Origin of the sequence: Asanoa hainanensis, from assembly GCF_900188485.1 — a bacterium.
Classification (GTDB): Bacteria; Actinomycetota; Actinomycetes; order Mycobacteriales; family Micromonosporaceae; genus Asanoa; species Asanoa hainanensis.
The window spans coordinates 202,426-228,147 of record NZ_FZPH01000010.1 but is presented as its reverse complement, the minus strand read 5'-3'; the positions used below and the strand labels follow the sequence as shown (position 1 = coordinate 228,147).

The window sequence follows — 25,722 nt, the reverse complement described above, 5'->3', positions numbered from 1 at the left end:
AGGGAAGGGAACCTACCGATGAGCGCCAGACTTGTCCGCCCTCGCGACGACCGATGGATCGCCGGTGTGTGCAGCGGCCTCGCCCGCCGCTTCGGGATGCGGCCCAACACGATGCGCCTGCTGTTCCTGCTGTCGTGCCTGCTCCCCGGCCCGCAGGTGCTGGTGTACATCGTGCTGTGGGTGCTGATGCCCGACGAGCGCCGCTACGGGGCGGTGTAGGTGATGGTGACGGTCTCGTAGCCGAGGGAGCGGAGCATGCCCTCCAGCATCGACTTGGTGTTGGCGCGGGCCCGGTCCTGCAGACCGCTGTCCACCGCCGCCGCCTTGATCTTCTCCTCGGCGAGCGTGTAGACCTCTTGCTGCTGGTTCGGGTCCCGTTTGATCAGGTCACCTAGCCGGTTCGCCAGGCCGCGCTCCTCGGCGAAGATGTAGCTGGCCTCGGTGTCGAGGTTGACTTCGGCGAGCTGCGGGGCGGGCAGCTTGACCTCGACGGACTTGCCGTCGGCCGACTCCACGATCGCGCCCTCGGCCAGCTTGCCGAAGTCGACGTAGGCCTCGACCGAGCCGACCCCGACGAACAGGGTGCGCTCGTTGAGCAGGAACTCCGGGATGTTGTCGCGGCTCGTCTGCTTGTCGACGATGACCTGGAAGTTGCCTTCGGCCGCGACGTAGCGGCTCAGGTCCTGGATCGACTTGAGCAGCGGCGGCTGGCTGCGGTCGGTGGTCTCCTGGGCGAACGGGTTGCGCCAGCTCGGCAGCAGGTCGGCGGCCTTGAGCGCGAAGCCGCCGGCCACGAGCACGACGACGATCGCGGCCAACCAGATCAGACCGCGCCACCGCGGCCGGCGTTGCTCCTGGTCAGCCCAGGCCGAGTCGTCCGGCTGCCGTTCCTCGGTCCGCGTGCTGACGTCGGGGTATTCGCGGGTCGGCTCGATATTGGCCATTTGTCCACCTCACCGTCCTTCTGCGAACAGTTTCCCCGATGCGCGCCACCCCTAAACGAAGGCCGACACTCCGGTGAGCTTCTGGCCGACGACCAACTGGTGCACCTCGCTCGTGCCCTCGTACGTCAGCACGCTCTCCAGGTTGTTGGCGTGCCGCATCACCGGGTATTCGGCGCTGATCCCGTTGGCGCCGAGGATGGTGCGGCACTGCCGGGCGATCGCGATCGCCTCGCGTACGTTGTTGAGCTTGCCGACGCTGACCTGCTCGGGTCGCAACCGGCCGGCGTCGGCCAGCGCGCCCAGGTGCGTGGCCAGCAGGTAGCCCTTCTGGAGCTCGAGCGCCATGTCGGCGAGCTTGGCCTGGGTGAGCTGGAAGCCGGCGATCGGGCGGCCGAACTGCTCCCGGGAGCAGGCGTAGTCGATCGCCGTCTCCAGGCACTCCCGGGCGGCGCCGAGCGCGCCCCAGACGATGCCGAACCGCGCCTCGGTCAGGCACGACAGCGGGGCCTTGAGCCCCTCGACGCCGGGCAGCCGGGCCGTCTCGGGCAGCCGCACGTCGTCGAGCACGATCTCGCCGGTCGACGAGGCCCGCAGCGACATCTTGTGCTTGATCTCGCGGGCCGTCACGCCCGGCGTGTCCATCGGCACCGCGAACCCGCGTACGCCGTCGTCGGTGCGCGCCCAGATCACCGCGACGTCGGCGACCGGCGCGTTGGTGATCCACATCTTGCCGCCGGTGAGCACCCAGTCGCCCCCGTCGCGGCGGGCCCGGGTGGCCATGCCGGCCGGGTCGGAGCCGTGGTCGGGCTCGGTCAGCCCGAAACAGCCGATGGCCTCGCCGGCCGCCATCCGCGGCAGCCAGCGCTGCTTCTGCTCCTCCGACCCGTACCGGTGGATGGCGAACATCGCCAGCGAGCCCTGCACGGAGACCAGGGAGCGCACGCCCGAGTCGCCGGCCTCCAGCTCCAGGCAGGCCAGACCGTATGCCGTCGCGCTGGCCCCGGCGCAGCCGTAGCCGCTCAGGTGCATGCCGAGCAGGCCGAGCTTGCCGAACTCCGCCGCGAGCTCGCGGACCGGCACGCGGCCCTCCTCGTACCAGGTGGCGACGTGCGGTCGGACCCGGTCGTCGACGACCTGGCGCACCACGGCGCGCATGTCCCGGTCTTCGGGCGAGAGGTTTCCGTCGAGGTCGAGCAGTTCCAGCGGGGCGACGCGGTCCATGCCGCTCACCTTATTCGGTGGGCAGCACCAACACCCGGGCGTGGATCTGGTTGCGCTGCTGGAGCGCGGCCCGCAGCGCACGGTGCAGGCCGTCTTCGAGGTAGAGGCCGCCCTGCCACTGCACGACGTGCGGGAACAGGTCGCCGTAGAAGGTCGAGTCCTCGGCCAGCAGCTTGTCGAGCGCCAGCTCCCGCTTGGTCGTGATGAGCTGGTCGAGCCGCAGCGGCCGCGGCGGGATCTCGGACCACTGCTTGAGCGTCAAGTTGTGGTCGGGGTAGGGGCGGCCGTCACGCACCGACTTGAAGATCACGCGCCGCTCCTCTCTTGGCTAGGTGGCTCACCGCCAGCTGGCTCAGCCTATCGATTGGGACCATCGCCCGCGATGCACCACCTGATCAACTGAACGCCGGCCTCTTCTCAGCGACGGTGACAGCCGATCGGGTGCCCGGTAGCCGATCGTCAAGGCCCCGATCGGGGTGAACTCCGCCGGCACCCCGAACGCTTGGCGGTAGTGCTCGACGCGCTCTCCGGGGATGCCGAAGAAGCACGCGCCCAACCCCTCGTCGACGGCCGTGAGCAGCATCAGCAGCGAAGCCATGCCGGTGTCGATGTCCCAGTACGGCACCGGCCAGCGGCCCGGGTCGCGGTCGGTCCAGCCCTTGTCGGGCTCCGCGTAGCGGTCGAGGTAGGCCGACCGGTTGGAGTGCGGCACCACCACCAGCGGCGCTCGGCGCATGCCCGCGAGCCAGCCGGTCGGCTTGTTTCCCGCCGGCGTCGTCGCGGACCAGAACGCGTCGCGGCCTTCGGCGTCATCGAGGACCAGGAAGCCCCAGCCCTGCGCGAAACCGGCCGACGGCGCGTGGGTCGCGTGGCGCAACAGGCGCTCGACCACCGCCTCCGGCACCGGGCGGTCGGGGTCGTAGTCGCGGACCATCCGCCGTCTGCGGACGACCTCGCCGAACTCCATCACTAGCCTCCCCGCTGGCTGGTCTCGCAACCTATCGGCCGCGCGGGCTATCCGTCCAGCGAGACCCGTACGCCCCAGGTGGCCGTCCAGGAGGAGCCGGGCTCGATGACGATCACGTCGTGGCCCGAGCGGAACGCGTCCGGCGGGCAGGTCTGCGGCTCGATCGCCACCGCCCGGCGCTGCCGGTCGCCGTGCAGCGTGTCGGAGGTGAAGACGACCCACCACTTGAACGCCTCGCCGGCCCAGACCGACAGCGTGCGGGTGCCGTCCGAGATGCGCACGGACGAGGTGCCGTCGGGGTCCCGGTCGATGTCACCGAACGCGTTGTCCAGCACCTGCGCGCCGATCCGCCGGGGCACGGTGAAGTCGTGCTCGCCGCCGCTGACCTTGGCCGCGCCGATCGGCAGCAGGCGGGCGTCGAACAGCACCCGGCTGCGCGCGGGCACGGTCAGCGTCAGGTCGTCGACGGGAGTGCCGGGCAGCCGGAAGTACGGGTGCGCGGCCAGCCCGAACGGCGCCGCCTCCGCGCCGATGTTGGTCACCTCGTGGTCGACCCGGAGCCCGTCGGCGCCCAGCGTGTAGCGGGTGCGCAGGGTGAGCTGCCACGGGTAGCCGACCTGGGCCGGCAGGTCGAGCTCGATGGTGACCGAGTCTTCCGCCTGTTCCACCAGACGCCAGCGCTGCCAGGCGACCAGGCCGTGGATCGCGTTGTGCTTGGCCGGCTCGGTGAGCGGGAGCTGGTAGGTCGAGCCGCCGAAGCTGTAGCGGCCGTCCCGGATCCGGCTCGGCCACGGCGCCAGCACCTGCCCGGAGCTGCCCGGCGGCAGCTCGTCCGTGGCGTAGCCGTCGAGGTAGTCGACCCCGCCGACCCGGTAGGCGCGCAGCCCACCGCCGACCTCCACGACGACGGCCTCCTGGCCGTGGGCGGCGATCGTCCACTGTGTTCCGGAAAGGGGCGCGACGGTGCTGTTGCTCATGGGCCGGACGATATCGGTTCCGGCTTGGCGGCGGGCCGCGGGTCCGGTTCGACCTGCGGATCCGCGTGGCGGTAGCGGGTCAGCGCCGGGAAGACCAGCGCGAGGGCGATGGCCAGGCCGGCGGCGGCGAACCCGCCGACGCTGAACGCGGCACCGGCGCCCCAGAGCGCGGCCGTGCCGCCCGCCCGCAGGTCGCCGAGGCGGGGCCCGCCGGCGACCACGACGGTCATCACGCCCTGGAGCCGCCCGCGCATCTGGTCCGGCGCGTACACCAGCAGGATCGAATGCCGGAACACGGCGCTGACCAGGTCGGCGGCTCCGGCCAGGGCCAGCACGACCACCATCAGAGCGAGGCTGTGCGCGAAGCCGGCGAGACCGACCAGCACACCCCAGGCGACCACCGCGCCGACCAGCGCCAGCCCCTGCCGGCGTACGCGGCCGATCCAGCCCGAGGTCAGCCCGCCCAGGACGGAGCCGATGGCGATCGCGCTGAACAGGAAGCCGACCGCGGCCCCGCCGCCGAACCGCTCGTCCGCGATCTCCGGGAACAGCGCGCGGGGCATGGCGATGGTCATCGCGATGATGTCGATGGCGAAGGAGAGCAGCAGCACGGGCGCGCCGGCCAGGTAGCGGAACCCCTCGACGACGCTGCGCAGCCCGGCCCGCACGGCCTGCTCGGCCGGCGGGATCGGCGGCAGCCGCAGCGTCGACCACAGACCGACCGTGAACAGCAGCGCGTCGGCGCCGTACGCGATGGGCAGTGCGATGTGCTGGTCCCAGGTCGCGAGGATCACACCAACCGTCAGCGGGCCGAGCACGACCGCGGCCTCGCCGGTGGTGAAGGAGAGCGTGTTCGCCGCGGGCACCAGGTTGGTTGGCACCAGGCGCGGGATGATCGCGCTGCGGGTCGGGTTGGTCACCGCGAACGCGCACGACTGCACGGCGGTGAACACCAGCAGCAGCCAGGGCTCCTCCCAGCCGGCCAGCGACTGGACCAGGAAGCCCAGGGTGCCCAGCCACATCACCAGCGAGCCGATGACGAGCAGCTTGCGGCGATCCATCGCGTCGGCCAGGGCGCCACCCCAGAGACCGAAGACCAGCAGGGGTACGAGGGCCGCGATGCCCAGCAGGCCGACCCAGAGGGAATTGTCGGTCAGCGCGAACATCTCGACCGGCACGGCCACCGCGGTGAACTGGTAGCCGTAGTTGGAGAACGCGGTGCCGATCCACATCCGCCGGTAGCTGGGGGTGGCGAGCGGCCTCAGGTCGATCGCCCAACGGCGACGACTCACGGTGCTAGGCGTTCGATGATCCACTCTCCCTGTTCGGTCCGACGGTAACGCAGCCGGTCGTGCAGCCGCCCGGCGCGGCCCTGCCAGAACTCGACCGTCTCGGGCACCACCCGCAGGCCGCCCCAGTGCGGCGGGGCCGGGATCGCCGACTCGTCCGGGAACCGCCGCGCCGTCGCGGCGTACCGCTCGTCCAGCGTGGCCCGGTCGGGCAGCACCCGGGACTGCGGGCTGGCCCACGCCGCGACCTGCGACGGCCGGGGTCGGCTGGCGAAGTAGGTCTCGGTCTCCACCCGGTCGACCTCGACGACCTCGCCGCGGACGCCGACCTGCCGCATCATCGGGTGCCACGGGAAGAGCAGCGCGGCGTGCGGATTGGCCCGCAGCTCACCGCCCTTGCGGGACTCGTAGTTGGTGTAGAACACGAAGCCGCGCTCGTCGGTCCCCTTGAGGAGGACGGTCCGCGCGCTCGGCCAGCCGGCCGGGTCGGCGGTCGAGAGGACCATGGCGTTCGGCTCGGGCAGCCCGGCTGCCTGAGCGTCGGCGAACCACCTGTCGAACTGTTCGAGCCAGCTCGGCGCCAGATCGGCGACGTCCAGCCCGTGGTCTGTCGCGTAGTCCCGGCGCAGGTTGGCCAAGTCGGGTGTGTCTCCGGTCACGTCCTCATCCTCGTGCACGCGTTAAGCGGTGATATGCGATGTTTGGCGGGACTCCGACTCGCTCGCTGTGCTCGCGTATTCGGAGACCCAGCAGGCAAGATGACACGAATACGAAACCTGAGTCGTGGCTAAGGCGCCGAATGTTGCGAGGCGCATAGGCGGGAGGGCGAAATGTCCGACTTCAAACCGGGGTTGGAGGGCGTGGTCGCCTTCGAGACCACGATCGCCGAGCCCGACAAAGAAGGCGGCGCGCTCCGCTACCGCGGGGTTGACATCGAGGACCTGATCGGTCAGGTCAGCTTCGGCAACGTCTGGGCGCTCCTCGTCGACGGCCGGTTCGGGCCCGGGCTCCCGCCCGCCGAGCCGTTCCCGGTGCCGGTGCACTCCGGCGACATCCGCGTCGACGTGCAGTCGGCCGTGGCGATGCTCGCGCCCTACTGGGGTCTCTCCCAGCTCCTCGACATCAACGACGCGCAGGCCCGCGAAGACCTCGCCCGGGTCTCGGTGACCGCGCTGTCCTTCGTCGCGCAGTCGGCCCGTGGTCTCGGCCTGCCGGCGGTGCCGCAGAAAGAGATCGACAAGGCCGCGACGATCGTCGAGCGGTTCATGAAGCGCTGGCGCGGCGACCCGGACCCGCGGCACGTGAAGGCCGTCGACGCCTACTTCATCTCGGCCGCCGAGCACGGCATGAACGCGTCCACGTTCACCTGCCGGGTGGTCGCCTCGACCGGCGCCGACGCGGCTGCCTGCATCTCCTCCGGCATCGGCGCGCTCTCGGGCCCTCTGCACGGCGGTGCCCCGTCCCGGGTGCTCGGCATGATCGAAGCGGTCGAGCGCAGCGGCGACGCCGAGGGCTACGTCAAGGGCGTGCTCGACCGGGGCGAGCGGCTGATGGGCTTCGGCCACCGGGTCTACCGGGCCGAGGACCCGCGCGCCCGGGTGCTGCGGCGCACCGCCAAGGAGCTCGGCGCGCCCCGCTTCGAGGTGGCCGAGGCGCTGGAGAAGGCCGCCCTCGACGAGCTGCAGGCCCGCCGCCCCGACCGGGTGCTGGCCACCAACGTCGAGTTCTGGTCGGCCGTGGTGCTCGACTTCGCCGAGGTGCCGCCGCACATGTTCACGTCGATGTTCACCTGCGCCCGCACCGCGGGCTGGAGCGCGCACATCATGGAGCAGAAGGCGCTGCAGCGGCTGGTCCGCCCGTCGGCCAAATACGTCGGCCCGGGCGAGCGCAAACCCGCCGACGTGGAGGGCTGGAACCAGATTCCCCACGCCGAGTAGGTGTGGGTGGGCTCACGCCCCCAGTCGTGGGACCGTCCGGCCCGCGCCCTCGTTGGGATGGAAGTATGAAAGTTCGGCAGCGCTGCCGGCTTCCTTTCCCGAGCGCGACCTAAGGATCTTCCTCGTGGCTGAAGTGACCAGCATCCGGATTCCTGACGAGATCAAGCCCGCTGACGGACGATTCGGCTGCGGGCCGTCCAAGGTTCGCCCGGAGGCGGTCTCCGCGCTCAACCGGGTGGCGACGAGCTACCTGGGCACCTCCCACCGCCAGAAGACGGTCCGCGACGAGGTCAAGCGCCTCCGCGAGGGCCTCGCCGAGTTCTTCACCCTCCCTTCCGGGTACGAGGTGATCCTCTCGAACGGCGGCACGACGGCGTTCTGGGAGGTGGCCACGTTCGGACTGGTGCGCGACAAGGCCCAGTTCGCCAGCTTCGGCGAGTTCGGCGCCAAGTTCGCGTCTTCGGTCAAGGCCGCGCCGTTCCTGGCCGACCCGACCGTGCGCAAGGCCGACCCGGGCAGCGCGCCCGGCCTGGTCGCCGAGGCCGGTGTCGACGTCTACGGCACGCCGCACAACGAGACCTCGACCGGTGTCGCGGTGCCGATCAAGCGCGTGGCCGGCGCCGACCCCGACGCGTTGCTGCTGGTCGACGCCACTTCCGGTGCTGGTGGGCTCGAGGTCGACCTGCGCGAGACCGACGTCTACTACTTCGCGCCGCAGAAGGCGTTCGCCTCCGACGGTGGGCTGTGGATCGCGCTGATGTCGCCGGCGGCGCTGGCCCGCGCGGCCGAGATCAAGGCGAGCGGCCGCTACATCCCGGCGTTCCTCGACCTGATGACCGCGGTGGAGAACTCGCGCCTGGAGCAGACCTACAACACCCCGGCGCTGTCGACCATCTTCCTGGCGGCCGAGCAGACCGACTGGATGAACGCGCACGGTGGACTCTCCTGGGCCGCCAAGCGCACGCAGGAGAGCGCCGGCGTGATCTACGGCTGGGCCGAGCGCTCGTCGGTGGCCACCCCGTTCGTGTCCGACCCGGGCCTGCGGTCCAACGTGGTCGCCACCATCGACTTCGTCGACTCGGTCGACGCGTCCGCCATCGCCAAGGCACTGCGCGCCAACGGCATCGTCGACACCGAGCCGTACCGCAAGCTCGGTCGCAACCAGCTCCGGGTGGCGCTGTTCCCGGCGATCGAGCCCTCCGACGTGGAGGCGCTGACCGCTTCGATCGACTACGTACTCGAGCGGCTCTAGCTTTTCCATCTCGACACCCCGGCGTGCCTAGCGGTGCGCCGGGGTGCTAGTGGGCTACCGTGTCGGAAGCGTCTCGACTGTGGTCGGGATCGTCGGCCACAGCGGGACGGAGGCAACGCGATGCGGCCTGTACGCTTCGTCGCCCTCTCCGAGGACGGCCAGGCCATGGTGCTCGCCGACGAGGTGGGCCGCCTCCTGGCGCTGCCACTCGACGAGCGGATCAACGGCGTCCTGCACGGCGACCCCGCCTCGGCCGCGGTCAGCGGGGCCGGCCACTTCGGTGACCAGGCGCCGTCCCTGTCCCCGCGCGACATCCAGGCCCGCATCCGCAGCGGTGACTCCGCCGACGAGGTCGCCCGCATCGCCGGCGTGCCCGTCGACCGGGTGCTCCGCTACGCCGGCCCGGTGCTCCAGGAGCGGGCGATGCTGGCCCAGCACGCCCGACGCACCCGGCTGAAGACGTCCGAGAAGGGCGCGCCGCTGGCCGAGGTGGTCGACGCCCGGCTGGCCCAGCACGGCATCGACGGCGAGAAGATCTCCTGGGACGCCTACCGCCGCGACGACGGCACCTGGCGCATCGTCGCCACGTGGCCGTCCGGCAAGGCGACCGCCCAGGCCATGTGGGATCTCGACCGGGCACGCCAGGTCGTCACCCCGCACGACGACATGGCCCAATACCTGTGCACCGAGCGCCCGCAGCCACTGCTCGGCCAGGAGCCGGTCACACCCGAACGCGGCGGCCACGCGCTCCCCGGCCGCTCGCGGGGCGAGCCGACCCGCGGCGGCCACGGCTTGCCCGCCGCTGCCACCACCGAGCAGCGCGCGCCGCGCGACGCGATCCGCGCCGGCCGCGACGCCCTGCTCGCCTCACTCGACCGCCCGCTCACGCCGCCCGGCCGCGGCCTCGACGCGGGCCCGTCCGAGCCGCGCCGGGGTGGCGCCGCCGCGCTGCTCGGTTCGCCGGGTTCGGCTTTCGACGACGACGCCGACCTGCCCAAGGAGGTGCCGGCGGTCCCGTCGCTCGCGGTCCTCAGGCCGCGGCGCACCACGGGCGAGAGCAACACGGAGCAGACCGACCCGGCGGGCAAGCCGCGCAAGCGCCTGCCCAGTTGGGACGACGTGCTCTTCGGCAGCGCACCGCAGCGCGAGTCCTCCTGAGTTTCCGCTTCTCGTTGCCGGTGGCAATGTGAGGGCATGGAATTCACGAACCTGGGCCGCACCGGCCTGAGCGTCAGTCGGCTGTGTCTGGGCACAATGAACTTCGGCCCGGAGACGAACGAAGCCGACAGTCACGCGATCATGGACCAGGCGCTCGAGCACGGCATCAACTTCTTCGACACCGCCAACGTGTACGGCCGCAAGGTGGGCGAAGGCGTCACCGAGCAGATCATCGGCCGGTGGTTCGCCCAGGGCGGCGGCCGTCGCGACAAGGTCGTGCTGGCCACCAAGGTGTACGGCCGGATGGGCGACTGGCCCAACGAGCGGGGCTTGTCGGCCCGCCACATCGTCCGGGCGTGTGAGGATTCGCTGCGCCGGCTCCAGACGGACACCATCGACCTGTACCAGATGCACCACATCTCTCGTACGACGCCGTGGGAGGAGATCTGGCAGGCGATGGAGCAGCTGGTGACCCAGGGCAAGGTCGTCTATGTCGGGTCGTCCAACTTCGCGGGTTGGCACCTGGCCCAGGCGCAGGAGTCGGCGGCCCGCCGCAACTTCCTGGGCCTGGTCTCGGAGCAGTGCCTGTACAACCTGGTGGCGCGCGGCCCGGAGCTAGAACTGATCCCGGCGGCGCAGCATTATGGGATCGGGATCATCCCGTGGTCCCCGCTGCACGGCGGTCTGTTGTCGGGCGTGCTGCGCAAACTCGCGGCAGGCGAAGCGGGCCGGGGCCGCACCGGCCGAGCGGCCGACGACCTGGCCACCTACCGCGAGTCGATCGAGGCATACGAGAAGCTCTGCGCGGACCTGGGCGAAGACCCGAGCAGCGTCGCTCTGGCGTGGCTGCTCTCCCGCCCAGGCGTAACGGCCCCGATCATCGGCCCACGCACAATGACCCAGTTGGACGGCGCTGCGGCTGCGGTGGACATCGAGCTCTCCAAGGCCACTCTGGGCCGACTCGACGAACTTTTCCCGCCGCAAGGCAAGGGCGGGCCGGCCCCAGAGGCCTGGGCCTGGTAGGTGTCTCTCGGGCGCGTACATGTTCGAGCATGTAGGCACATGCCCGAACATGTACAGCCGGGGAGACCAGACCGCCGCCACACGCGAGGCCCCAGGTCGCGGCCGGTAGCCAAGCTGCGTACCTATCTGGAGGCATCCGCTACGCCGAGGCGCGACCCGGTGGTGTCTCTCCAGGCCGGGACCCGGCCGCTACCGGTAGGGCCGAGACACCAAGCACCACGCCTACCTGAGCTGACCGCCACGCGGCACGCGGCAGCACCGTTCCTCTCCGGACGTACCACCCCGAACAGCCGCGACCGGCAGGGCCCGGACCGCAGCCGAGAGGCAGCTGCGTTTCTATTTGGGCTATCCGCCACGCGGGGGCGACCGGTGGTATCTCTCCAGACGTATTAGCCGACCGCCGCGACACGCAGCGACCGGTCACGGCCGAAACGCCGAGCCGCCTACTTTCGACCCAACCCCTACGCGGCAGGCAACCCGGTGGCGCCTCTCCGGACGCATCACCGGACTGCCGCGACCGCAAGGTACCGGTCGCCGCCAGGACGCCGAGCTGCTTGCTTGCTCGAGCCAACCCCCACGCGGCAGACGACCCGGTCGTGTCTCCAGGCGCGTTACCGGACCGCTGCGACGCGGCAGGTGCCCGTCGTGGCCGGGGCGTCGAGTTGCGTGTTCTCCTGGAGGCTGGCGGTGTCGCCGGGGGCGACGTCTCGGGCTGTGACCGAGGCGCGGTCGATTCGGTTGCCGTCTTCGTCGAGGTACTCGACCTCGATGTGCGCCGACCGCGCCGTAGCCCCGGTGTTCTTGACACTCAACTCGACCGTGACCTTGTCACCCGCGTAGTCGCAGGACACGACGTCGACGAGCATCTCGGCGGCCCGAGCCCGACTCTGCTTGGCGCCGGCCCACACGCTGACCGCGGCCATCGCGAGCACGACGACAATGGTCACCAACCCAGGCACCGTGATCCAGAAGTTCTGCTTGCCCGGCCGAGACGACGGGCTCGGGGGCAAAGGGGGCAAAACACTCGTCACCCCCGCAAAATACCCGCAGTCAGCGCTCCACTATGGCGGATCAGAGAAGCCAGCCCGCCAACCGCTCGTACGTGGGCTCGGGGCCGAGGTTGCTCCGCATGAGGAGCACCTCACGGGCCGCCCACCTCGGACCGACATAGGCGTCCAGCGCAGCCCGGTCGGCATCGACGTCGGCCCTGGGGATCCGGTCTCCGGGCCGCGCGAGGGTCAGATGCGGCTTCCACGGCCGCTCGTCGTAGGGGAAGCGTGCCCGCTTCAGCTCGCGCCGCAAGGCTTTGTGCAGCTCCCGCATGGGTTCGAGGTCGCCCGCGACCCCAACCCACATCAACGTGAAAGCCCCACGCCCGAACCGCCCACCACCAGAGAGCGAAAGCTCCGGCACCTCCGGCCACGGCCCACCCCCGGCCCCGACCAATGCGCCCGATCGACGGGCCGGAAGGTCGGCACTCGCATCAGCAGCCGCGCCGCGACCCGCCGCGGACTCGCCATCGGCCTCCGCGCCCGCGGACCGGCGCGCGTCACGCAGAGCGGTAGCTCCCGACTCGCGACCGGCGTCCGCGTCGCCGGACCCGCCCGCATCACGCGAAGCTCCACCGCCAGCCTCGCCACCGGCCCGCACACCACCCGACGCCCGAGCATCAAGCCGCGCGGCATGTCCATGCCCGCGATCACCTTCAGCGCCCGCAGACCCGCCAACGTTCCGCGAAGCCCCACCCCGAGCCTCGCCACCGGCCCGCACACCACCCGACGCCCGAGCATCCGACCAAACACCAGGTCCGCCCTCGCGTCCAGACTCGGCGCCGCCCAACTCCCGAGCATCCGACTGAACACCAGGTCCTTCCTCGCGTCCGGACTCGGCGCCGCCTGGCTCCCGAGCATCGGATCGAACATCAGGTCCAGACTCGCCAACTCCGTCGGCGCCGCCCGACCCTCGCAGGTTCGGTCCAGTCGCAGGGTCGGATTTGAGGTCTGCTTCCGCTCGGATGCGGGTCCGGGTCGCGCGGCGGGCCGCTGTTGCCGCGCGGGCGTGGTAGCGGTCGATCGCCGAACCGACCGCTTCCTTCACGTCGGGCAGGCGGTCGTCGGGGACCTCGCCCAGGAAGGCCAGCGTCAGGTGGTAGGTCTCCGGCTTGGCCAGGCGGGTGTTGACGCCCTCGGCTGCCGCGCGGCCTACGTGGAGGGAGGACACGAAGGTGGCCAGGTCCGCGACCGCGGGTGCTGGCGGGTAGACGGCTACGAACAGCCTCAACGCTGCTCTCGGCGTTCGGCTTCGGCTGTCGGGAGAGTCATGCCGCACGCCTGTAGCTCGCCCTCTACCCGGACGCGTTCGATCTCCAGGTCTACGCCGACCAGCTCGCTCAGGTGTTGGGTTACTCCCAGGCAGGCGCAGGCCAGGCCGAGCTGCTCGTCGTAGGCCCGGAGCACAGCGGTCTGCCAGATCGCCGAACGCTGCGCGATGCCGAGTCGCTGGCGGCCCAGGCGCTGCAGGTCGGCGGCGATCTGCTCGATCGTCGGGCGGTCCTGCTCGTCGTCGACACCGGGCAGCTCCAGCTCGATCTCCACCTCACCGATCGAGCGGTCGAGGCGGCTGATCGCCCGCCGCTCGCGGCGCTCCAGGCGCGCCTGTCGCACGGCGCGGGTGGCGCGTTCGATGAGCTCGTCCGCGCATACGATCGCGGCGACGATGGCAGGCAGACACAGGAGCGTCAGGATCGCCACCGCCAGCACGAGTGTGTGCGGGATCGCCACTCTTCGACGCTATGCGGCTCTGGCAGCGACCGCCACCGATTTGGGTTTCATTTGGTGCACCGACCGGTCAAAATCCACGGATGGCGCATTCGTGATGATCACTGTGTCGCCGCCTCCAACATGGCTCGTAGTCGGGAGACCGCAGTGGCATCTCCCTCCACCCGGACCGCGCTGTCGCCCACTCGCCGCCAGAGCCACAGCAGCACGTCATGCGGCGCGCCCGAGACCTGGGCCACCGCCTGGCCCGCCGTGTCGGGCGCGATCTCGACACTGCCGTGGTCGAGGCGGACCAACCAGCGGGCACCACCCGCGCTGACCAGCACCGCCCGGTTGCCGTTGGCGCGCAGCAGGTCGCCGAAGTCTTCCGGCCACTGCCGGGTGGCATAGGACAGGAACACCTCGAGCACCTCGGCGATGCCGTCGCCGGCCAGCTCGGCGGGAATCGGCGAGATGGCGAAACCCGCGGCGAGCTGGGCGTCGACCCGGTGGATCACCGTCTCCTGGGCCATCCGGCGGACCCAGAAACCGACGGTCTGATCCGGCTCGTACCACGTGGGGCAGGCTTGCGAATCAGAACGCGCGGCGAACTCGGCGACCAGCTCCGCGTAAGCCCGGTCGAGCAGCGCGCCAGACTTCTCCCCCGTCGGCTCCGGCGGCCAGGCCTTTGGCAGCTCACCGTGCCGCATGGTCTCGACCTTGTGCAGGTAGACGTGTGCCACGTGGCTGACCAGGTCGTCGACCGTCCAACCCGGACAGGACGGCACCGGCGCGGTGAGATCGACCGCCGCCGCCCGCAGGTCGGCGAAGTCGGCCTCCAGGCACCGGAGGAACACGTCGCGAGTCATGTGGGAAGCAAACCAGATAGGTACGACAGAATCAGGCCCGTTCGGCGGCGACGACCGCGGGCACGACCCGCACCCGCGGCACCGGACGCAGGTGCATCGACAGCCGGCTGCCGCTGTGCCGGAGCTGCACCACCAGCGCCAGCGTGGTCGCGGCCAGCGCGATCGAGCCGCCCAGCCAGATCGCGGTGCCGGCGCCGGCGTGGTCGGCCAGCCAGCCGACCAGCGGGCCCGAGACCGGGTTGAGGCCCATGAAGACGAACACCCAGAGGGCCATGACCCGACCGCGGTACGCGGCATCGGTGCCGAGCTGGACCCGCTGGTTGGCGGCCTGGGCGAAGAAGACCATGAAGAACCCGGTGGGTACGAGGGCGGCGACGACCAGCCAGTACACCGGCAGGATGCCGACCAGGATGCCGAACGCGCTGAACACCATCGCCGACGCGATCACCGTGTAGACCGAGGGCCGGGCCCGGCGGGTGCCACCGACCAGGGCGCCGACCAGCGCTCCCAGGCCGACGGCGGTGGTGAACAGGCCGAACGACGCCGCGCCGGTGTTGAAGCCGGTCTTGGCCAGCGCCTGCAGCGTGACCGGGAAGTTGAAGAGCGTGAACGCGAGCACGCTCATCAGCACCATCGGCAACATCAGGTCGGGCCGCCGCCGGACGTAGCGCAGGCCGTCGACGACCCGGGCCGGCTCACGGGCGGCGGCCACGGGCAGCTCGGCGCGGTACAGCTCGGCCGGCCGCATCCGGACCAGGCAGATCAGCGGCGCCACGGCGAGGACGGCGCTGAACACGAACACGGGGCCGACGTCGAACAGGGCGATCGCGATGCCGGCGATCGACGGGCCGATCACCCGCGCGCTGTTGAAGGTGGCCGCGGACAGGCCCAGCGCGTTCGGCAGCAGCCGGATCTCGACGAGCTCGGAGACGAACGACTGGCGCACCGGAGTCTCGACCGCACTGGAGACACCGAGTAGCAGGGCGAACACGTACACGTGCCAGAGCTCCGCCGCACCGCTCACCACCAGGATGCTGAACAGCACCGATAGGAGCGTCCAGGCCAGGTTGGCGACAAAGAGGATCTTGCGCTTGTCGTAGCGGTCGGCCAGCCGGCCGGAGAGCAGCGTCAGCGCCAGCACGGGGGTGAACTGCAGGGCGGTGACGATGCCGAGCTGCGCGGCGGTGCCGCCCAACAGGAAGACGAGCCAGTCCTGGGTCGTGAACATCATCCAGACGCCGATCAGCTTCACCAGCTGACCGAGCGCGAAGAGCCGGTAGTTCCTCACCTGGAGGGACTGGAACGTGGTGTTGAGCCGGGCCCGCAAGGCTGTTGCGCCTCCCAAAGAGATCGCCGAAGGTACGCGTCATCCACAAAGGACGAAGCGGCGCGAGCTCAGGCGCGCGCGACCTTCTGCAGGATCTCCGCCGCCCGGCGGAGCGTCTCGCGCTCCTCCGGGGTGAGCGCGGCGAGTCGAGGGGCCAGCCACTCGTCACGGGCCCGCTCGTGCTGGGCAAGGATCGCCCGACCCGCCTCCGTGGCAGCCAGGATCACCTGGCGCCCGTCGGTCGGGTGCGGGGTTCGTTGCACCAACCCGCGCTCTTCCAGCTTGGCGACGATCTTGGTCATCGTCGGTGGCTGGACACGTTCGACGTCGGCTAGCTCCCGGGGAGACAGCGCCCCGCCCAGCTGAAGGCTGGTCAGGGCGGACAGCTGGGTAACCGTGAGATCGCCGACCGGGCGGGTCTGCCTGACCCGCCGGTTGAACCGGGTGATCGCATCGCGCAGCGACGAGGCCAGTTGCGCCACCGAGACGCGCTTTGCCGTCACCGTCCGCTCCGTCACAGTAGTTAGCTTAACTAATGAGCCCGGCTAACAACCAGCGAGTATGGCCCCGGTCACGGCCTCACGAGATCAACGTCTCGATCGGCCCACGCAGGAAGTAGACCACGAACAGGGCGGCCACGGCGTACAACAACGGGTGAACCTGGCGCGCCTTGCCGCAGGCCAGCTTGATCACCGCGTACGCGATGATGCCTGCCCCGATGCCGTTGGAGATCGAGTAGGTGAACGGCATCAGCACGATGGTCAGGAACGCCGGCACGCCGATCTCGTAGTCGGTCCAGTCGATGCTCCGCACCGCGGTCATCATCAGGAAGCCGACGATCACCAGCGCGGCCGAGGCGGCCTCGAACGGCACCACCGTGACCAGCGGGGCGATGAACATCGCGAGCAGGAACAGGCCGCCGGTGACCAGGTTGGCCACGCCGGTGCGGGCCCCCTCGGCAACACCCGAGGCGCTTTCGATGTACGACGTGTTGCTGGAGACGCTGGCCGCGCCACCGGCCGCCGCGGCGATCGAGTCGACGAGCAGGATCTCCCGCGTACGCGGCGGCATGCCGTTCTCGTCGAGCAGGCCGCCCTCCTGGCCGACCGCGACCATCGTGCCCATCGTGTCGAAGAAGTCCGTGATCAACAGGGTGAAGACGAACATCAGGACGACGAGCCAGCCGGCCGTCTGCCAGGAGTGGAACACGTTGAACTTGCCCAACAGCGACAGGTCGGGCAGGTCGACGATGGTGTCCGACAGCTTCGGCACGTTGAGCGACCAGCCGCTCGGGTTCGGCTTGCCGTCGACGAAGGACGGGCCGATCTTGCCGATCGCCTCGACGATCACCGCCAGCACGGTCGCCGACAGGATGCCGATCAGGATGGCGCCGCGGACCTTCCGCACGAACAGGATGATCGTCAGGAGCAGCGCGAACACGAAGATCAGCGCGGGCCAGGTGACCAGCCGCCCGTTGATCCCCAGCCCGACCGGGACGGTGGTGCCGGCGGCGTCCGGGATCCGGCGCACGAAGCCGGCGTCGACGAGACCGATGATCGTCAGGAACAGGCCGATGCCCACGCCGATCGCGGCCTTGAGCTGGGTCGGCACGGAGCGGAAGATGCTCTCGCGCAGCCCGGTGAGCACCAGGATCGCGATCAGCACGCCCTCGATGACCACCAAGCCCATCGCGTCGGCCCAGGTCATCTGGGGTGCGATCTCGTAGGCCACCATCGCGTTGACGCCGAGCCCGGCGGCGAGGGCCAGCGGGAACCGGGCGACCACGCCCATCAGGATCGTCATCACGCCGGCGACCAGTGCGGTGGCCGCCGCGATCGCGGCGATCGCGAGGTGGACTCCGCTGGCGTCGGTCGCGCTGCCCAGGATCAACGGGTTGAGCACCACGATGTAGGCCATCGTGAAGAAGGTCGCGAAGCCGCCGCGGACCTCCTGGCCGATGCTCGAACCGCGGGCGCTGATCGAGAAGTAGCGGTCGAAGCCACTCACCGGGCGGTCGTCGGCCGTGGGCCGCGGTGTGGTCGGTGCCTCGGTCATGGTGCCGGCTCCCAAGCGGAGATCATCGATTGACCTGCGCATATTGCCACAGCCGGTGTTACACCGAAAGATCTTCCTGGTTACCCTTTTCGAGTGGCTGAGCAGCAGCAACAACCTCGGGTGGCACCGCTCGACCCGCCCATGGTGCCGTTCGCCGTGGCTGGCATCGTCATCTGGGCCGCCGTCGGCCTAGTCGTGCTCGCCTTTTTCCGCGACGGGCGCGAAAACTGGCTGTGGACCTGCCTGGCCGGATTCGTGCTCGGATTCCCCGGCCTAGCGGTCATGATCAGGCACGATGCCAACCGGCGCCGCCGGCTGGCCGCGGGTCAGTCGTCGACCGACTCGACTTCGCCGTCGTCGTAGACGGTCGGCAGCTCTTCGGCCGACGCGCTCTCGGCCAGCGCCTCGGAGTGCGCTCCGCAGCCGTGGTCGGAGCTGACCGCGCGGCCGTCGTCGGGCGCGAACATGTTGCCGCACACCCCGAACGCCTGGCGCATCGCGCCGGCCAGCGGAAGGTAGAACCCGCAGGTCACGCAGCGGGCGGCGGACGGCGCGGCAGACGAGATCGCGGCATCGGGACCGTGGTCGCCGTCGTACCAGCGCTGCGCGGTCTCCTCGCGTCCCTCTTTCGACATCACCCGGGGGCGGCCCAGGCCGAGCTCCCAGGCGACCTCGTCGACCGCGGGGTCGTCCGCGAGCGTGTAGCCCGGCACCAGCCGGTCGTCGTCGGCCGGAGTCAGCAGCAGGTCGCCGACGCCCAGGTCACCGGGCTGCAGGCGGTCCTGCCAGGGCACCCAGCCGGGCGCGAGGAGGGCGTCGGGGCCGGGCAGCAGCACGGTCTCGCAAACCGTCACGTGCTTGCTGCGGGAGACCCGCGTCACTGTGACCGCCCAGCGCCAACCCCGATATCCGGGCATTTCGCAGGCAAAGTAGTGGGTGACCAGTCGCTCGCCCTCGGCAACCACGTCGAGGTGGGCGCCGACCTCAGCGGAGTCGACCTCGGTGATCGCCTCTCGCGCCAGGTCGACTGCTGAGGCACAGACCTGGTCGAGCTTCGCGGATCGCACGGCGGCACTCCTGGTCACCCTGACATTCTTCACTACGCGTGTGGGCCGCCGACACCGGGATGGGAGAGGATGGGGCGCATGCCGTTGATACGCCGCACGGGCTCGACGATCGGCCGTTTCATCGGCACGACCGTCAAGGGTGGCCGCCTGGTCAGCCGCGGAGTCCGCCGGGGCGTCGGCACCGCCCGGTCCAAGGGCGCACGGGGCGAAACGGGCATGATGCGCCTGTTCGACCTGCATGCCGCTTCGTGTGCCGGCGACACCTTGATCACCATCGGGCTGGCCGGCACGATCTTCTTCGACGTGCCGCTCGGCGAGGCCCGCAGCAAGGTCGCGCTCTACCTGTTGATCACGATGGTCCCGTTCGCCCTGCTGGCGCCGGTGGTCGGCCCGCTGCTCGACCACTTCCGGCACGGCCGGCGCTGGGCGCTGGCGGCGACCTTCCTCGGCCGCGCGTTCCTGGTCTGGGCCGTCGCCGACAACACCGACTCGATCTGGCTCTACCCGGCCGCGTTCGGCGTGCTCGCCCTTTCCCGGGCGTACGGCGTGGCCAGATCGGCGGCCGTACCTCGGCTGTTGCCGGAAGGGCTCGGCCTGTCTCAGGCCGGCGCGAGAGCCAGCATCTACGGCACGGTCGCCGGTGCGATAGCCGCGCCGATCGGCGTCGCGGCCTTCGCCATCGGCCCGGAGTGGCCCCTGCGGATCGCCGCCCTGGTCTTCTTCGTCGGCATGGTGATCTCGCTCCGGCTGCCCGGCCGGGCCGACTCCGACCCACCGGAGACCGTGCCCAGGCCGATAGCGGCCATCTTCGGCGCGTTCGGCCGCAACGGCGACCGGCCGTTGTCCGGGCGGCTGGTGATCTCCGCGTTGATCGGCAGCGCCACGCTCCGCGCGTTCTACGGCTTCCTGCTGCTCTTCCTGGCGTTCGCGATCAAGGGTGGCCACCTGGGCACCACCCTGTTCGGCCGCGAGTTGAGCGACGGGCTCGCGCTCAGCGTCCTCGGCGCCGCGCTCGGTGTCGGCACCTTCCTGGCGACCGCCATCGGCACCCGACTGCGAATACACCGCCCGGTGGCCCTGCAGTCCAGCGGTCTGATCATCACGGCCGGCCTGGCTGTGTTGACCACGATCGGCTACTCGCTGGCCATGGTGGCGCTGCTCTGCCTGGTCACCGCCGTGATGAGCGGCATCGCCAAGCTCTCCGTCGACGCCACGATCCAGGAACGGGTGCCGGAGCGGATGCGGGCCAGCGCGTTCGCCCACTCCGAGACCGTGCTGGTGCTGGCCTTCGTGGCCGGTGGCGGGCTCGGCCTGATCCCGGTGACCGGCCGGGTCGGGGTCGGGTTGCTCGGGGTCGTGGCGGCGCTGGCCGCGATCCGCGCGGTGATCGTCGCCGGCCAGCTACGCAAGGAGCGGCTGCACGGCCGGTTCGACGTCGGCGACCCGCCAGGCGAGGAGCCGCCGACCGAGCCGCGGGCCGGCGCGTCAACCGGTGGCACGCCGTGGCCCGGCACCTCCGCCGGAGGCGGGTCGCAGACCGGCACCTCCGCGGGAGACAGGCCGCAGACCGGAGGCAGGCCGCAGACCGATGCCTCGGCTGCCGGTGCGCAGCGATCGAGTGCCTCCGCACCGCGCCCGGGCTCGTCCGGGGCGCCCCGGCCCCGGACGGACGCGTCCACCGCCGAGCTACCGAAGGCGGGCCGGCGGTGGTGGCGCCGATCCCGCCCGGACCAGACCAACCCCACGCTGCCGATGCCGGCGGTCGACCCCGACCCCGGAGGCACGACCAAGCAGGACACGGTCGTCGCGCCGCCTGGCTACCACGTCTACCGGCCGAGCAACCCGGTCGACGCACCGCCCGAGGACCCGTGGCGGGACACCGCGGGACCGCCGGCGTGACCGGGCTGCTCCTCGTGACGGCCGTCGAGGTGGAAGCCGAGGCGGTCCGGGCCGGGCTCGACGGCGGCCTCACCGTGGCCGCCGTCGGTGTGGGTCCAGCCGCGGCCGCGGCGGGCACCGCACGGCTGCTCGCCCGGGCAGAGGCGGCCGGCCACCCGTACCAGGGCGTGGTCTGCCTGGGCATCGGCGGTGGGTTCGCGGGCCGCGTCGAGATCGGCGAGATCGCCATCGCCACCCGCGCCATCGCCGCCGACCTCGGTGCGGAGAGCCCCGACGGCTTCCTGCCGATCGACGACCTCGGCTTCGGCTCGGCCCGGTTCGATGCCGACCCGGACGTGGTCGCGAGGCTGCGCGCGGCGCTGCCGGACGCGGCCGTCGGCACCGTGCTGACGGTGAGCACCGTCACGGGCACGGCCGCGTCGACCGAGATGCTCGCCACGCGGTTCCCCGACGCGGTGGCCGAGGGCATGGAGGGCTACGGCGTCGCCTGCGCGGCGGCCGGCCTCCCGTTCGCCGAGGTCAGAACGATCTCCAACGTGATCGGCCCACGCGACCGGTCGAGCTGGCGCATCCCGGCGGCCCTGGCCGCCCTCACCAGGGCAGGGAAATCACTGGGGTTAGCGTGACAGGCATGGCGCTCAAGCTGGCTTTCTCGCCGTGCCCCAACGACACGTTCGTCTTCCACGCCCTCGCGCACGGTCTGGTGAAAGGCGCGCCGCCGGTCGAGGTGACGTTCGCGGACGTCGACGTGACCAACACGGCGGCCGAGCAGGGCGAGTTCGACCTGGTCAAGGTCAGCTACGCGGCGCTGCCCTGGCTGTTGGACGACTACGAGCTGCTGCCGTGCGGCGGCGCGCTCGGTCGGGGCTGCGGCCCGCTGGTGCTGACCAGGCAGGACGGCCCCCGCGACCTCGACGGCGCCCGCGTCGCGGTGCCCGGTGACCGCACCACCGCGTACCTGCTGTTCCGCCTCTGGGCGCAGGGCCAGCAGCCGGCGGCGATCGACGTCGTGCCGTTCCACGAGATCATGCCCGCGGTCGCGGCCGGCCGGTACGACGCGGGCCTGGTGATCCACGAAGCCCGGTTCACCTACCCGAGGCACGGCCTGACCGCGCTGGTCGACCTCGGCGAGTGGTGGGAGGGCGACACCGGCCTGCCGATCCCGCTGGGCGCGATCCTGGCCAAGCGGGGCACGGTCGACCCGGCCGCGGCCACCGAATGGATCCGCGACTCGGTGCGCCAGGCCTGGGCCGACCCCGCGGCCAGCCGCGACTACGTGCTCGCGCACGCCCAGGAGATGGAGCAGGCGGTCGTCGACCAGCACATCGCGCTGTACGTCAACGAGTTCACCGCCGACCTGGGCGCCGAGGGCCGCAAGGCGATCGAGGCCCTGCTCGGCCGCGCGGCAGAGGCCGGGCTGACCCCTCAGATCTCCAGCTCGCGGGCCACCGCGTGGAGTAGCTGAGCCACCTGGGCGGCGGTCTTCTTGTCAGGGAACCGGCCCCGGCGCAGGTCAGGCTGGACCCGGGCCTCGAGCACCTTGATCATGTCTTCGACCATGCTCTGGAGCTCTTCGGCGGGACGGCGGCGCAGCTCTGCCATGGACGGCGGCGCGTCGAGCAGCTTGACGCCGAGCGCCTGCGCGCCCTTGCGGCTGTCGACCACGCCGAACTCGATGCGCTGGCCACCTTTCAGCTCGGTTACGCCGGCAGGCAAGGCGCCCTTGGGCAGGAACACGTCGCCACCCTCGTCACTGGTGACGAACCCGTATCCCTTGGTCGCGTCGAACCACTTCACTCGCCCGGTCGGCACTGCAACCTCACTGAACGTCGCGCCGGAATTGCTGACGTCACAAGGCTAGCCGGACCAACCCCGGAAGCGCCGCCGGGAATTCCCGGAGATCGGGCAGAACCAGCCGTGCGCCGGCCGCACTCAGCTCTTCGGCGGAGCACGGCCCGGTCGTCACCGCGACGCCCGGCACGTCGGCGGTTCGCGCGGCGACCATGTCCGCGACGTGGTCACCGACGTAGATGCCGCAGCCGTACGTGGTCAGCGCCGTCGCCTTGCCCTCCGCGAACAGGTCGCCGGCGACCGCGTCCACAGGCAGGCCCAGGTGCCGGAGGTGGAGCTCGGCCAGCCGGCCCAGCTTCGACGTGACGACCACCACACGACCGCCGAGCTCGTGTACGGCCTCGACGGCCGCGCGGGCGCCCGGCAACAGGACCGTCGGCTCGATCGCGTGGTGCTCGTACAACTCGCGATAGGTCTTGACCGCAGCCTCGAGCTCGTCCGGCGGGAACCAGTAGCCCAGCTCGGTGCGCAGCGGCGGGCCCAGCCGGGAGATCGCGAGCTGTTCGTCCACATAGGTGCCGGTGACGGCGGTCAGCTCGCGGAAGGCCGCCGCGATGCCGGCGCGGGTGTCGGCCAGGGTCATGTCGAAGTCGAACCCGACTGCCAGTTCCGTGATCACCTGAACGAGCCTCCCACACCCCGCCCGCACCGGAGCCGTCGGCCGGATAGCGTGGTAAGGCGATGAACATGCTCGTCGACCAACTCCGGTCACTCCCAGACGAGGCGCTCGCGGCGTTGCTGCGCATGCGTCCGGATCTGGTCGTTCCCGTGCCGTCCGACCTGTCCGCGTTGGCGCTGCGCGCCCAGACCCGCGCGTCGATCGCCCGGGTGCTCGACGGCTTCGACCGGTTCACGCTGGAGATCCTCGACGCCGCCCGGCTGAGCCGGGGTGGGCCGGAGGACACCACCGATCTGGAAACGATCTTCACGCTGGCCTCCGGGGTCGACCGGGACACCGCCCGGGCGGCCATCGACCGGCTGCGCGCCCGGTTCGTGCTCTACGGCCCCGAGAACGCGCTGTCGATCGCCGTCGGGGTCGACGAGGTGTCCTCCCCGTACCCGGCCGGGCTCGGCCGGCCCGCGAGCCTGCTGGACGCGGGCGCCGCCGAGCTGGTCGCCGATCCGGCCCGGCTGCGCCGCACGGTGCTCGCCGCGCCGCCGCCCGCCCGGGCGGTGCTCGACCGGCTCGCCGCCGGCCCGCCGGTGGGCACGCTGGCCGGTGGGAGCGACGCGGGCTCCCCGGTGCGCTGGCTGGTCGACAACGCCCTGCTCGTGCCGGTGCCCAGCGGCGGCTTCGAGCTGCCGCGTGAGGTCGGCCTGCTGCTGCGCCGGGAGACCGGCCCGCTCGGCGCGCTGCACCCGAGCCCACCCAAGATCAACGCCCCGGCCCGGGAGCCGAAGGCCGCCGACTCAGCCGGCGCCGGCCAGGCGATGGACGCGGTGCGGCACACGGAGGCGCTGCTGGTCGCCCTGGAGGCCGAGCCGGCCGCGGTGCTGCGCTCCGGCGGCATCGGGGTCCGCGAACTGCGCCGGCTGGCCCGGTCCGCCGGGCTCGACGACGCCAGCGCGGCGACCCTGCTGGAGGCCGCGTACGCCGCCGGGCTCGCCGGCGAGGCCGACGCGCACGCGGCGCCGGTCGGCCGGCCCAGCCCTGAGACCCAGGTGCTGCCGACCGCCCGCTTCGACGCCTGGCGCGCCTCGTCTATCGCCCGCCGCTGGACCGACCTGGCGGGCGCCTGGCTGACCATGACCCGCCAGCCCGGCCTGGTCGGGCAGCGCGACGAACGCGACCGCCCGATCACCGTGCTGGCGCCCGAGGTCGAGCGGTCCGGTGCCCCGGCTACCCGGCGGGCGGTGCTCGGCATCCTCGTCGCCCAGCCGCCCGGCACCGCGCCGGCCACCGACGAGCTGCTCGGCCTGCTCGACTGGGAGGCGCCGCGGCGCACCCGGGGCCGGGAGAGCGCCTACCGCGAGGTGCTCATCGAGGCCGCGCTCTTTGGCGTCACCGGCCTGGGTGCGCTCACCGCGCAGGGCCGGGCCCTGCTCGCCGACGACGCCGCCGAGCTCGGGCACGACGAGCGCGTCGCCGCCGACCCGCTGGGCATGCGGCCCGAGGGTGCGCTCTCCCCGGACGACCCGCCGAGCACGGTCAAGGTGCTCGACGCCCTGCTGCCCGCCCCGGTCGACCACTTCCTGCTGCAGGCCGACCTGAGCGTCGTCGTGCCCGGGCCGCCCGTTCCCGAGCTGGCCGCAGAGCTCGACGTGGTCGCGGAGCCCGAGTCCGCCGGCGGCGCCAGCGTCTACCGGGTCACGCCGGAAGCCGTGCGGCACGCCCTCGACACCGGGTACGCCGCGGACGACCTGCACTCGCTGTTCCGCCGCCGGTCGCGCACCCCGGTGCCGCAGGCACTCACGTACCTGATCGACGACGTGGCCCGCCGGCATGGTGGCCTGCGGGTCGGCGGCGCCGGCTCCTACCTGCGCAGCGACGACGAGTCGCTGGTCTCGGAGGTGCTCGCCGATCGCCGCCTGTCCGGGCTGGCGTTGCGCAAGCTGGCCCCGACCGTGCTGGTCACGCCGATGCCGAGCGCGCGGCTCCTGCAGGAGCTGCGCGAGGCCGGCTACGCGCCGGTGCCGGAAGACGCGAACGGCGCGACCGTCCGCGGCCGGGTCCGGGTGCGGCGCGCGCCGGCCCGAACCGCCGGGCTGGCCCGGCTGGGCCCGGTCGACGCGGTCGCCGGCGTCCAGCTCACCCAGCCCCGCCTGCTCGGCATCGTCGAGCAGATCCGGCGTGGCGACGTGGCCTCGCGGACGGCCCGGCGCGCACCGGCCGCCGTACGACCGGGCAACGGCTCCGGGCCGGTCGCGGTGCAGACGCACAGCCAGGCACTGGCCGTGCTCCAGCAGGCGATCCGCGACAAGGCGCTGGTCTGGGTGGGCTACGTCGACGCGCACGGCTCGACCGCCTCCCGCCTGGTCCGCCCGGTCTCGATCGGCGCCGGCTACCTGCGGGCCGAGGACGAGCGCACCGAGATGCTGCACACCTTCGCCCTGCACCGGATCAGCGCAGCTGTTCTGGACTAGGCCCGTCCTGCCGATCAACGCGGCCTGCGCCGGGCCCGGAGGCCAT

Annotated in this window: 27 protein-coding genes; 10 read left to right on the top strand and 17 right to left on the bottom strand. The window is 71.6% G+C overall.

Features of this window, described 5'->3' with window-relative positions:
* Positions 1 to 18: 18 nt before the first annotated feature.
* Positions 19 to 219 carry a PspC domain-containing protein gene (locus tag CHC05_RS24170; RefSeq protein WP_089252627.1) on the top strand — a complete coding sequence of 67 codons (201 nt, stop codon included), beginning with the start codon at positions 19 to 21 and terminating at the stop codon, positions 217 to 219.
* Here CHC05_RS24170 and CHC05_RS24165 read toward each other — a convergent pair.
* The 7 genes from CHC05_RS24165 to pdxH are packed head-to-tail and all read right to left on the bottom strand — an operon-like array spanning position 204 to position 6,057.
* Complete coding sequence (locus CHC05_RS24165; RefSeq protein ID WP_089252625.1) at positions 204 to 944, bottom strand: DUF4230 domain-containing protein; 741 nt, start codon at positions 942 to 944, stop codon at positions 204 to 206. The genes CHC05_RS24170 and CHC05_RS24165 overlap by 16 nt on opposite strands.
* Positions 945 to 995: 51 nt before the next feature.
* Positions 996 to 2,165, bottom strand: coding sequence for an acyl-CoA dehydrogenase family protein (locus tag CHC05_RS24160; protein WP_089252623.1), 1,170 nt, complete (start codon positions 2,163 to 2,165; stop codon positions 996 to 998).
* 10 nt (positions 2,166 to 2,175) lie between these two features.
* On the bottom strand, positions 2,176 to 2,475 hold the full coding sequence (locus CHC05_RS24155; RefSeq protein ID WP_089252621.1) for a type II toxin-antitoxin system VapB family antitoxin: 300 nt from the start codon (positions 2,473 to 2,475) through the stop codon (positions 2,176 to 2,178).
* A gap of 42 nt (positions 2,476 to 2,517) precedes the next feature.
* Entirely contained in the window at positions 2,518 to 3,132 is a 615-nt protein-coding gene (locus tag CHC05_RS24150) for a nitroreductase family protein (protein ID WP_089252619.1), read from the bottom strand.
* A gap of 47 nt (positions 3,133 to 3,179) precedes the next feature.
* Positions 3,180 to 4,109 (bottom strand): aldose 1-epimerase family protein, encoded by a 930-nt coding sequence (locus CHC05_RS24145; protein WP_089252617.1) that lies wholly within the window; start codon positions 4,107 to 4,109, stop codon positions 3,180 to 3,182.
* Complete coding sequence (locus tag CHC05_RS24140) at positions 4,106 to 5,401, bottom strand: MFS transporter (protein WP_281257712.1); 1,296 nt, start codon at positions 5,399 to 5,401, stop codon at positions 4,106 to 4,108. The genes CHC05_RS24145 and CHC05_RS24140 overlap by 4 nt, the downstream gene beginning before the upstream one ends.
* A complete protein-coding gene (pdxH, locus tag CHC05_RS24135; RefSeq protein ID WP_089252821.1) occupies positions 5,398 to 6,057 on the bottom strand; it encodes a pyridoxamine 5'-phosphate oxidase in 660 nt (219 codons plus the stop codon). The genes CHC05_RS24140 and pdxH overlap by 4 nt, the downstream gene beginning before the upstream one ends.
* A gap of 171 nt (positions 6,058 to 6,228) precedes the next feature.
* On the opposite strand from pdxH, the gene CHC05_RS24130 reads away from it, so the two are divergent.
* The 4 genes from CHC05_RS24130 (at position 6,229) to CHC05_RS24115 (ending at position 10,768) form a co-directional block, all read left to right on the top strand.
* Positions 6,229 to 7,335, top strand: coding sequence for a citrate synthase 2 (locus tag CHC05_RS24130; protein WP_089252613.1), 1,107 nt, complete (start codon positions 6,229 to 6,231; stop codon positions 7,333 to 7,335).
* Between the two features lie 124 nt (positions 7,336 to 7,459).
* Positions 7,460 to 8,587, top strand: a complete 1,128-nt coding sequence (gene serC / locus CHC05_RS24125; protein WP_089252611.1) for a phosphoserine transaminase — start codon at positions 7,460 to 7,462, stop codon at positions 8,585 to 8,587.
* Positions 8,588 to 8,707: 120 nt separating this feature from the next.
* The gene (gene sepH, locus CHC05_RS24120) at positions 8,708 to 9,745 is read left to right on the top strand and encodes a septation protein SepH (RefSeq protein WP_089252609.1); all 1,038 of its coding nucleotides are present in this window, start codon (positions 8,708 to 8,710) and stop codon (positions 9,743 to 9,745) included.
* A gap of 36 nt (positions 9,746 to 9,781) precedes the next feature.
* Positions 9,782 to 10,768 (top strand): aldo/keto reductase, encoded by a 987-nt coding sequence (locus tag CHC05_RS24115; protein ID WP_089252607.1) that lies wholly within the window; start codon positions 9,782 to 9,784, stop codon positions 10,766 to 10,768.
* 611 nt (positions 10,769 to 11,379) lie between these two features.
* On the opposite strand, the gene CHC05_RS24110 is transcribed toward CHC05_RS24115, so the two are convergent.
* The 7 genes from CHC05_RS24110 to CHC05_RS24080 all read right to left on the bottom strand — a co-directional run bounded on the left by CHC05_RS24110 (position 11,380) and on the right by CHC05_RS24080 (position 17,775).
* Positions 11,380 to 11,715: an FxLYD domain-containing protein gene (locus tag CHC05_RS24110; RefSeq protein WP_144022740.1), complete on the bottom strand. Its 336-nt coding sequence runs from the start codon at positions 11,713 to 11,715 to the stop codon at positions 11,380 to 11,382.
* Between the two features lie 124 nt (positions 11,716 to 11,839).
* On the bottom strand, positions 11,840 to 12,988 hold the full coding sequence (locus tag CHC05_RS43120; protein ID WP_281257716.1) for a 2'-5' RNA ligase family protein: 1,149 nt from the start codon (positions 12,986 to 12,988) through the stop codon (positions 11,840 to 11,842).
* A gap of 56 nt (positions 12,989 to 13,044) precedes the next feature.
* The gene (locus tag CHC05_RS24100) at positions 13,045 to 13,548 is read right to left on the bottom strand and encodes a hypothetical protein (protein ID WP_425426839.1); all 504 of its coding nucleotides are present in this window, start codon (positions 13,546 to 13,548) and stop codon (positions 13,045 to 13,047) included.
* A 98-nt stretch (positions 13,549 to 13,646) separates the two neighbouring features.
* Positions 13,647 to 14,393 (bottom strand): maleylpyruvate isomerase family mycothiol-dependent enzyme, encoded by a 747-nt coding sequence (locus tag CHC05_RS24095; protein WP_089252603.1) that lies wholly within the window; start codon positions 14,391 to 14,393, stop codon positions 13,647 to 13,649.
* 31 nt (positions 14,394 to 14,424) lie between these two features.
* The gene (locus CHC05_RS24090) at positions 14,425 to 15,720 is read right to left on the bottom strand and encodes an MFS transporter (RefSeq protein ID WP_089252601.1); all 1,296 of its coding nucleotides are present in this window, start codon (positions 15,718 to 15,720) and stop codon (positions 14,425 to 14,427) included.
* Between the two features lie 68 nt (positions 15,721 to 15,788).
* A complete protein-coding gene (locus CHC05_RS24085; protein ID WP_179266342.1) occupies positions 15,789 to 16,238 on the bottom strand; it encodes a MarR family winged helix-turn-helix transcriptional regulator in 450 nt (149 codons plus the stop codon).
* 61 nt (positions 16,239 to 16,299) lie between these two features.
* Complete coding sequence (locus tag CHC05_RS24080) at positions 16,300 to 17,775, bottom strand: NCS2 family permease (RefSeq protein WP_089252597.1); 1,476 nt, start codon at positions 17,773 to 17,775, stop codon at positions 16,300 to 16,302.
* 141 nt (positions 17,776 to 17,916) lie between these two features.
* Here CHC05_RS24080 and CHC05_RS24075 point away from each other — a divergent pair, with 141 nt between their 5' ends.
* Positions 17,917 to 18,138, top strand: a complete 222-nt coding sequence (locus CHC05_RS24075; RefSeq protein WP_089252817.1) for a DUF2530 domain-containing protein — start codon at positions 17,917 to 17,919, stop codon at positions 18,136 to 18,138.
* On the opposite strand, the gene CHC05_RS24070 is transcribed toward CHC05_RS24075, so the two are convergent.
* Positions 18,102 to 18,875, bottom strand: a complete 774-nt coding sequence (locus tag CHC05_RS24070) for a DUF3027 domain-containing protein (RefSeq protein WP_425426838.1) — start codon at positions 18,873 to 18,875, stop codon at positions 18,102 to 18,104. The genes CHC05_RS24075 and CHC05_RS24070 overlap by 37 nt on opposite strands.
* A gap of 45 nt (positions 18,876 to 18,920) precedes the next feature.
* Between CHC05_RS24070 and CHC05_RS24065 the strand changes: the two genes are divergently transcribed.
* The 3 genes from CHC05_RS24065 to CHC05_RS24055 are packed head-to-tail and all read left to right on the top strand — an operon-like array spanning position 18,921 to position 22,206.
* Positions 18,921 to 20,741, top strand: coding sequence for an MFS transporter (locus CHC05_RS24065; RefSeq protein WP_089252593.1), 1,821 nt, complete (start codon positions 18,921 to 18,923; stop codon positions 20,739 to 20,741).
* On the top strand, positions 20,738 to 21,367 hold the full coding sequence (locus CHC05_RS24060) for a futalosine hydrolase (RefSeq protein ID WP_089252815.1): 630 nt from the start codon (positions 20,738 to 20,740) through the stop codon (positions 21,365 to 21,367). Before CHC05_RS24065 ends, CHC05_RS24060 begins: the two co-directional genes overlap by 4 nt.
* A 5-nt stretch (positions 21,368 to 21,372) precedes the next feature.
* Positions 21,373 to 22,206 carry a 1,4-dihydroxy-6-naphtoate synthase gene (locus CHC05_RS24055; protein WP_089252591.1) on the top strand — a complete coding sequence of 278 codons (834 nt, stop codon included), beginning with the start codon at positions 21,373 to 21,375 and terminating at the stop codon, positions 22,204 to 22,206.
* On the opposite strand, the gene CHC05_RS24050 is transcribed toward CHC05_RS24055, so the two are convergent.
* Entirely contained in the window at positions 22,167 to 22,553 is a 387-nt protein-coding gene (locus CHC05_RS24050; protein WP_089252589.1) for a cold-shock protein, read from the bottom strand. The two genes, CHC05_RS24055 and CHC05_RS24050, sit on opposite strands and share 40 nt — an antisense overlap.
* Positions 22,554 to 22,590: 37 nt before the next feature.
* Entirely contained in the window at positions 22,591 to 23,208 is a 618-nt protein-coding gene (locus tag CHC05_RS24045; protein ID WP_089252813.1) for an HAD family hydrolase, read from the bottom strand.
* A gap of 65 nt (positions 23,209 to 23,273) precedes the next feature.
* Here CHC05_RS24045 and CHC05_RS24040 point away from each other — a divergent pair, with 65 nt between their 5' ends.
* Complete coding sequence (locus CHC05_RS24040; protein ID WP_089252587.1) at positions 23,274 to 25,676, top strand: helicase-associated domain-containing protein; 2,403 nt, start codon at positions 23,274 to 23,276, stop codon at positions 25,674 to 25,676.
* The last annotated feature ends 46 nt before the right edge of the window (positions 25,677 to 25,722 follow it).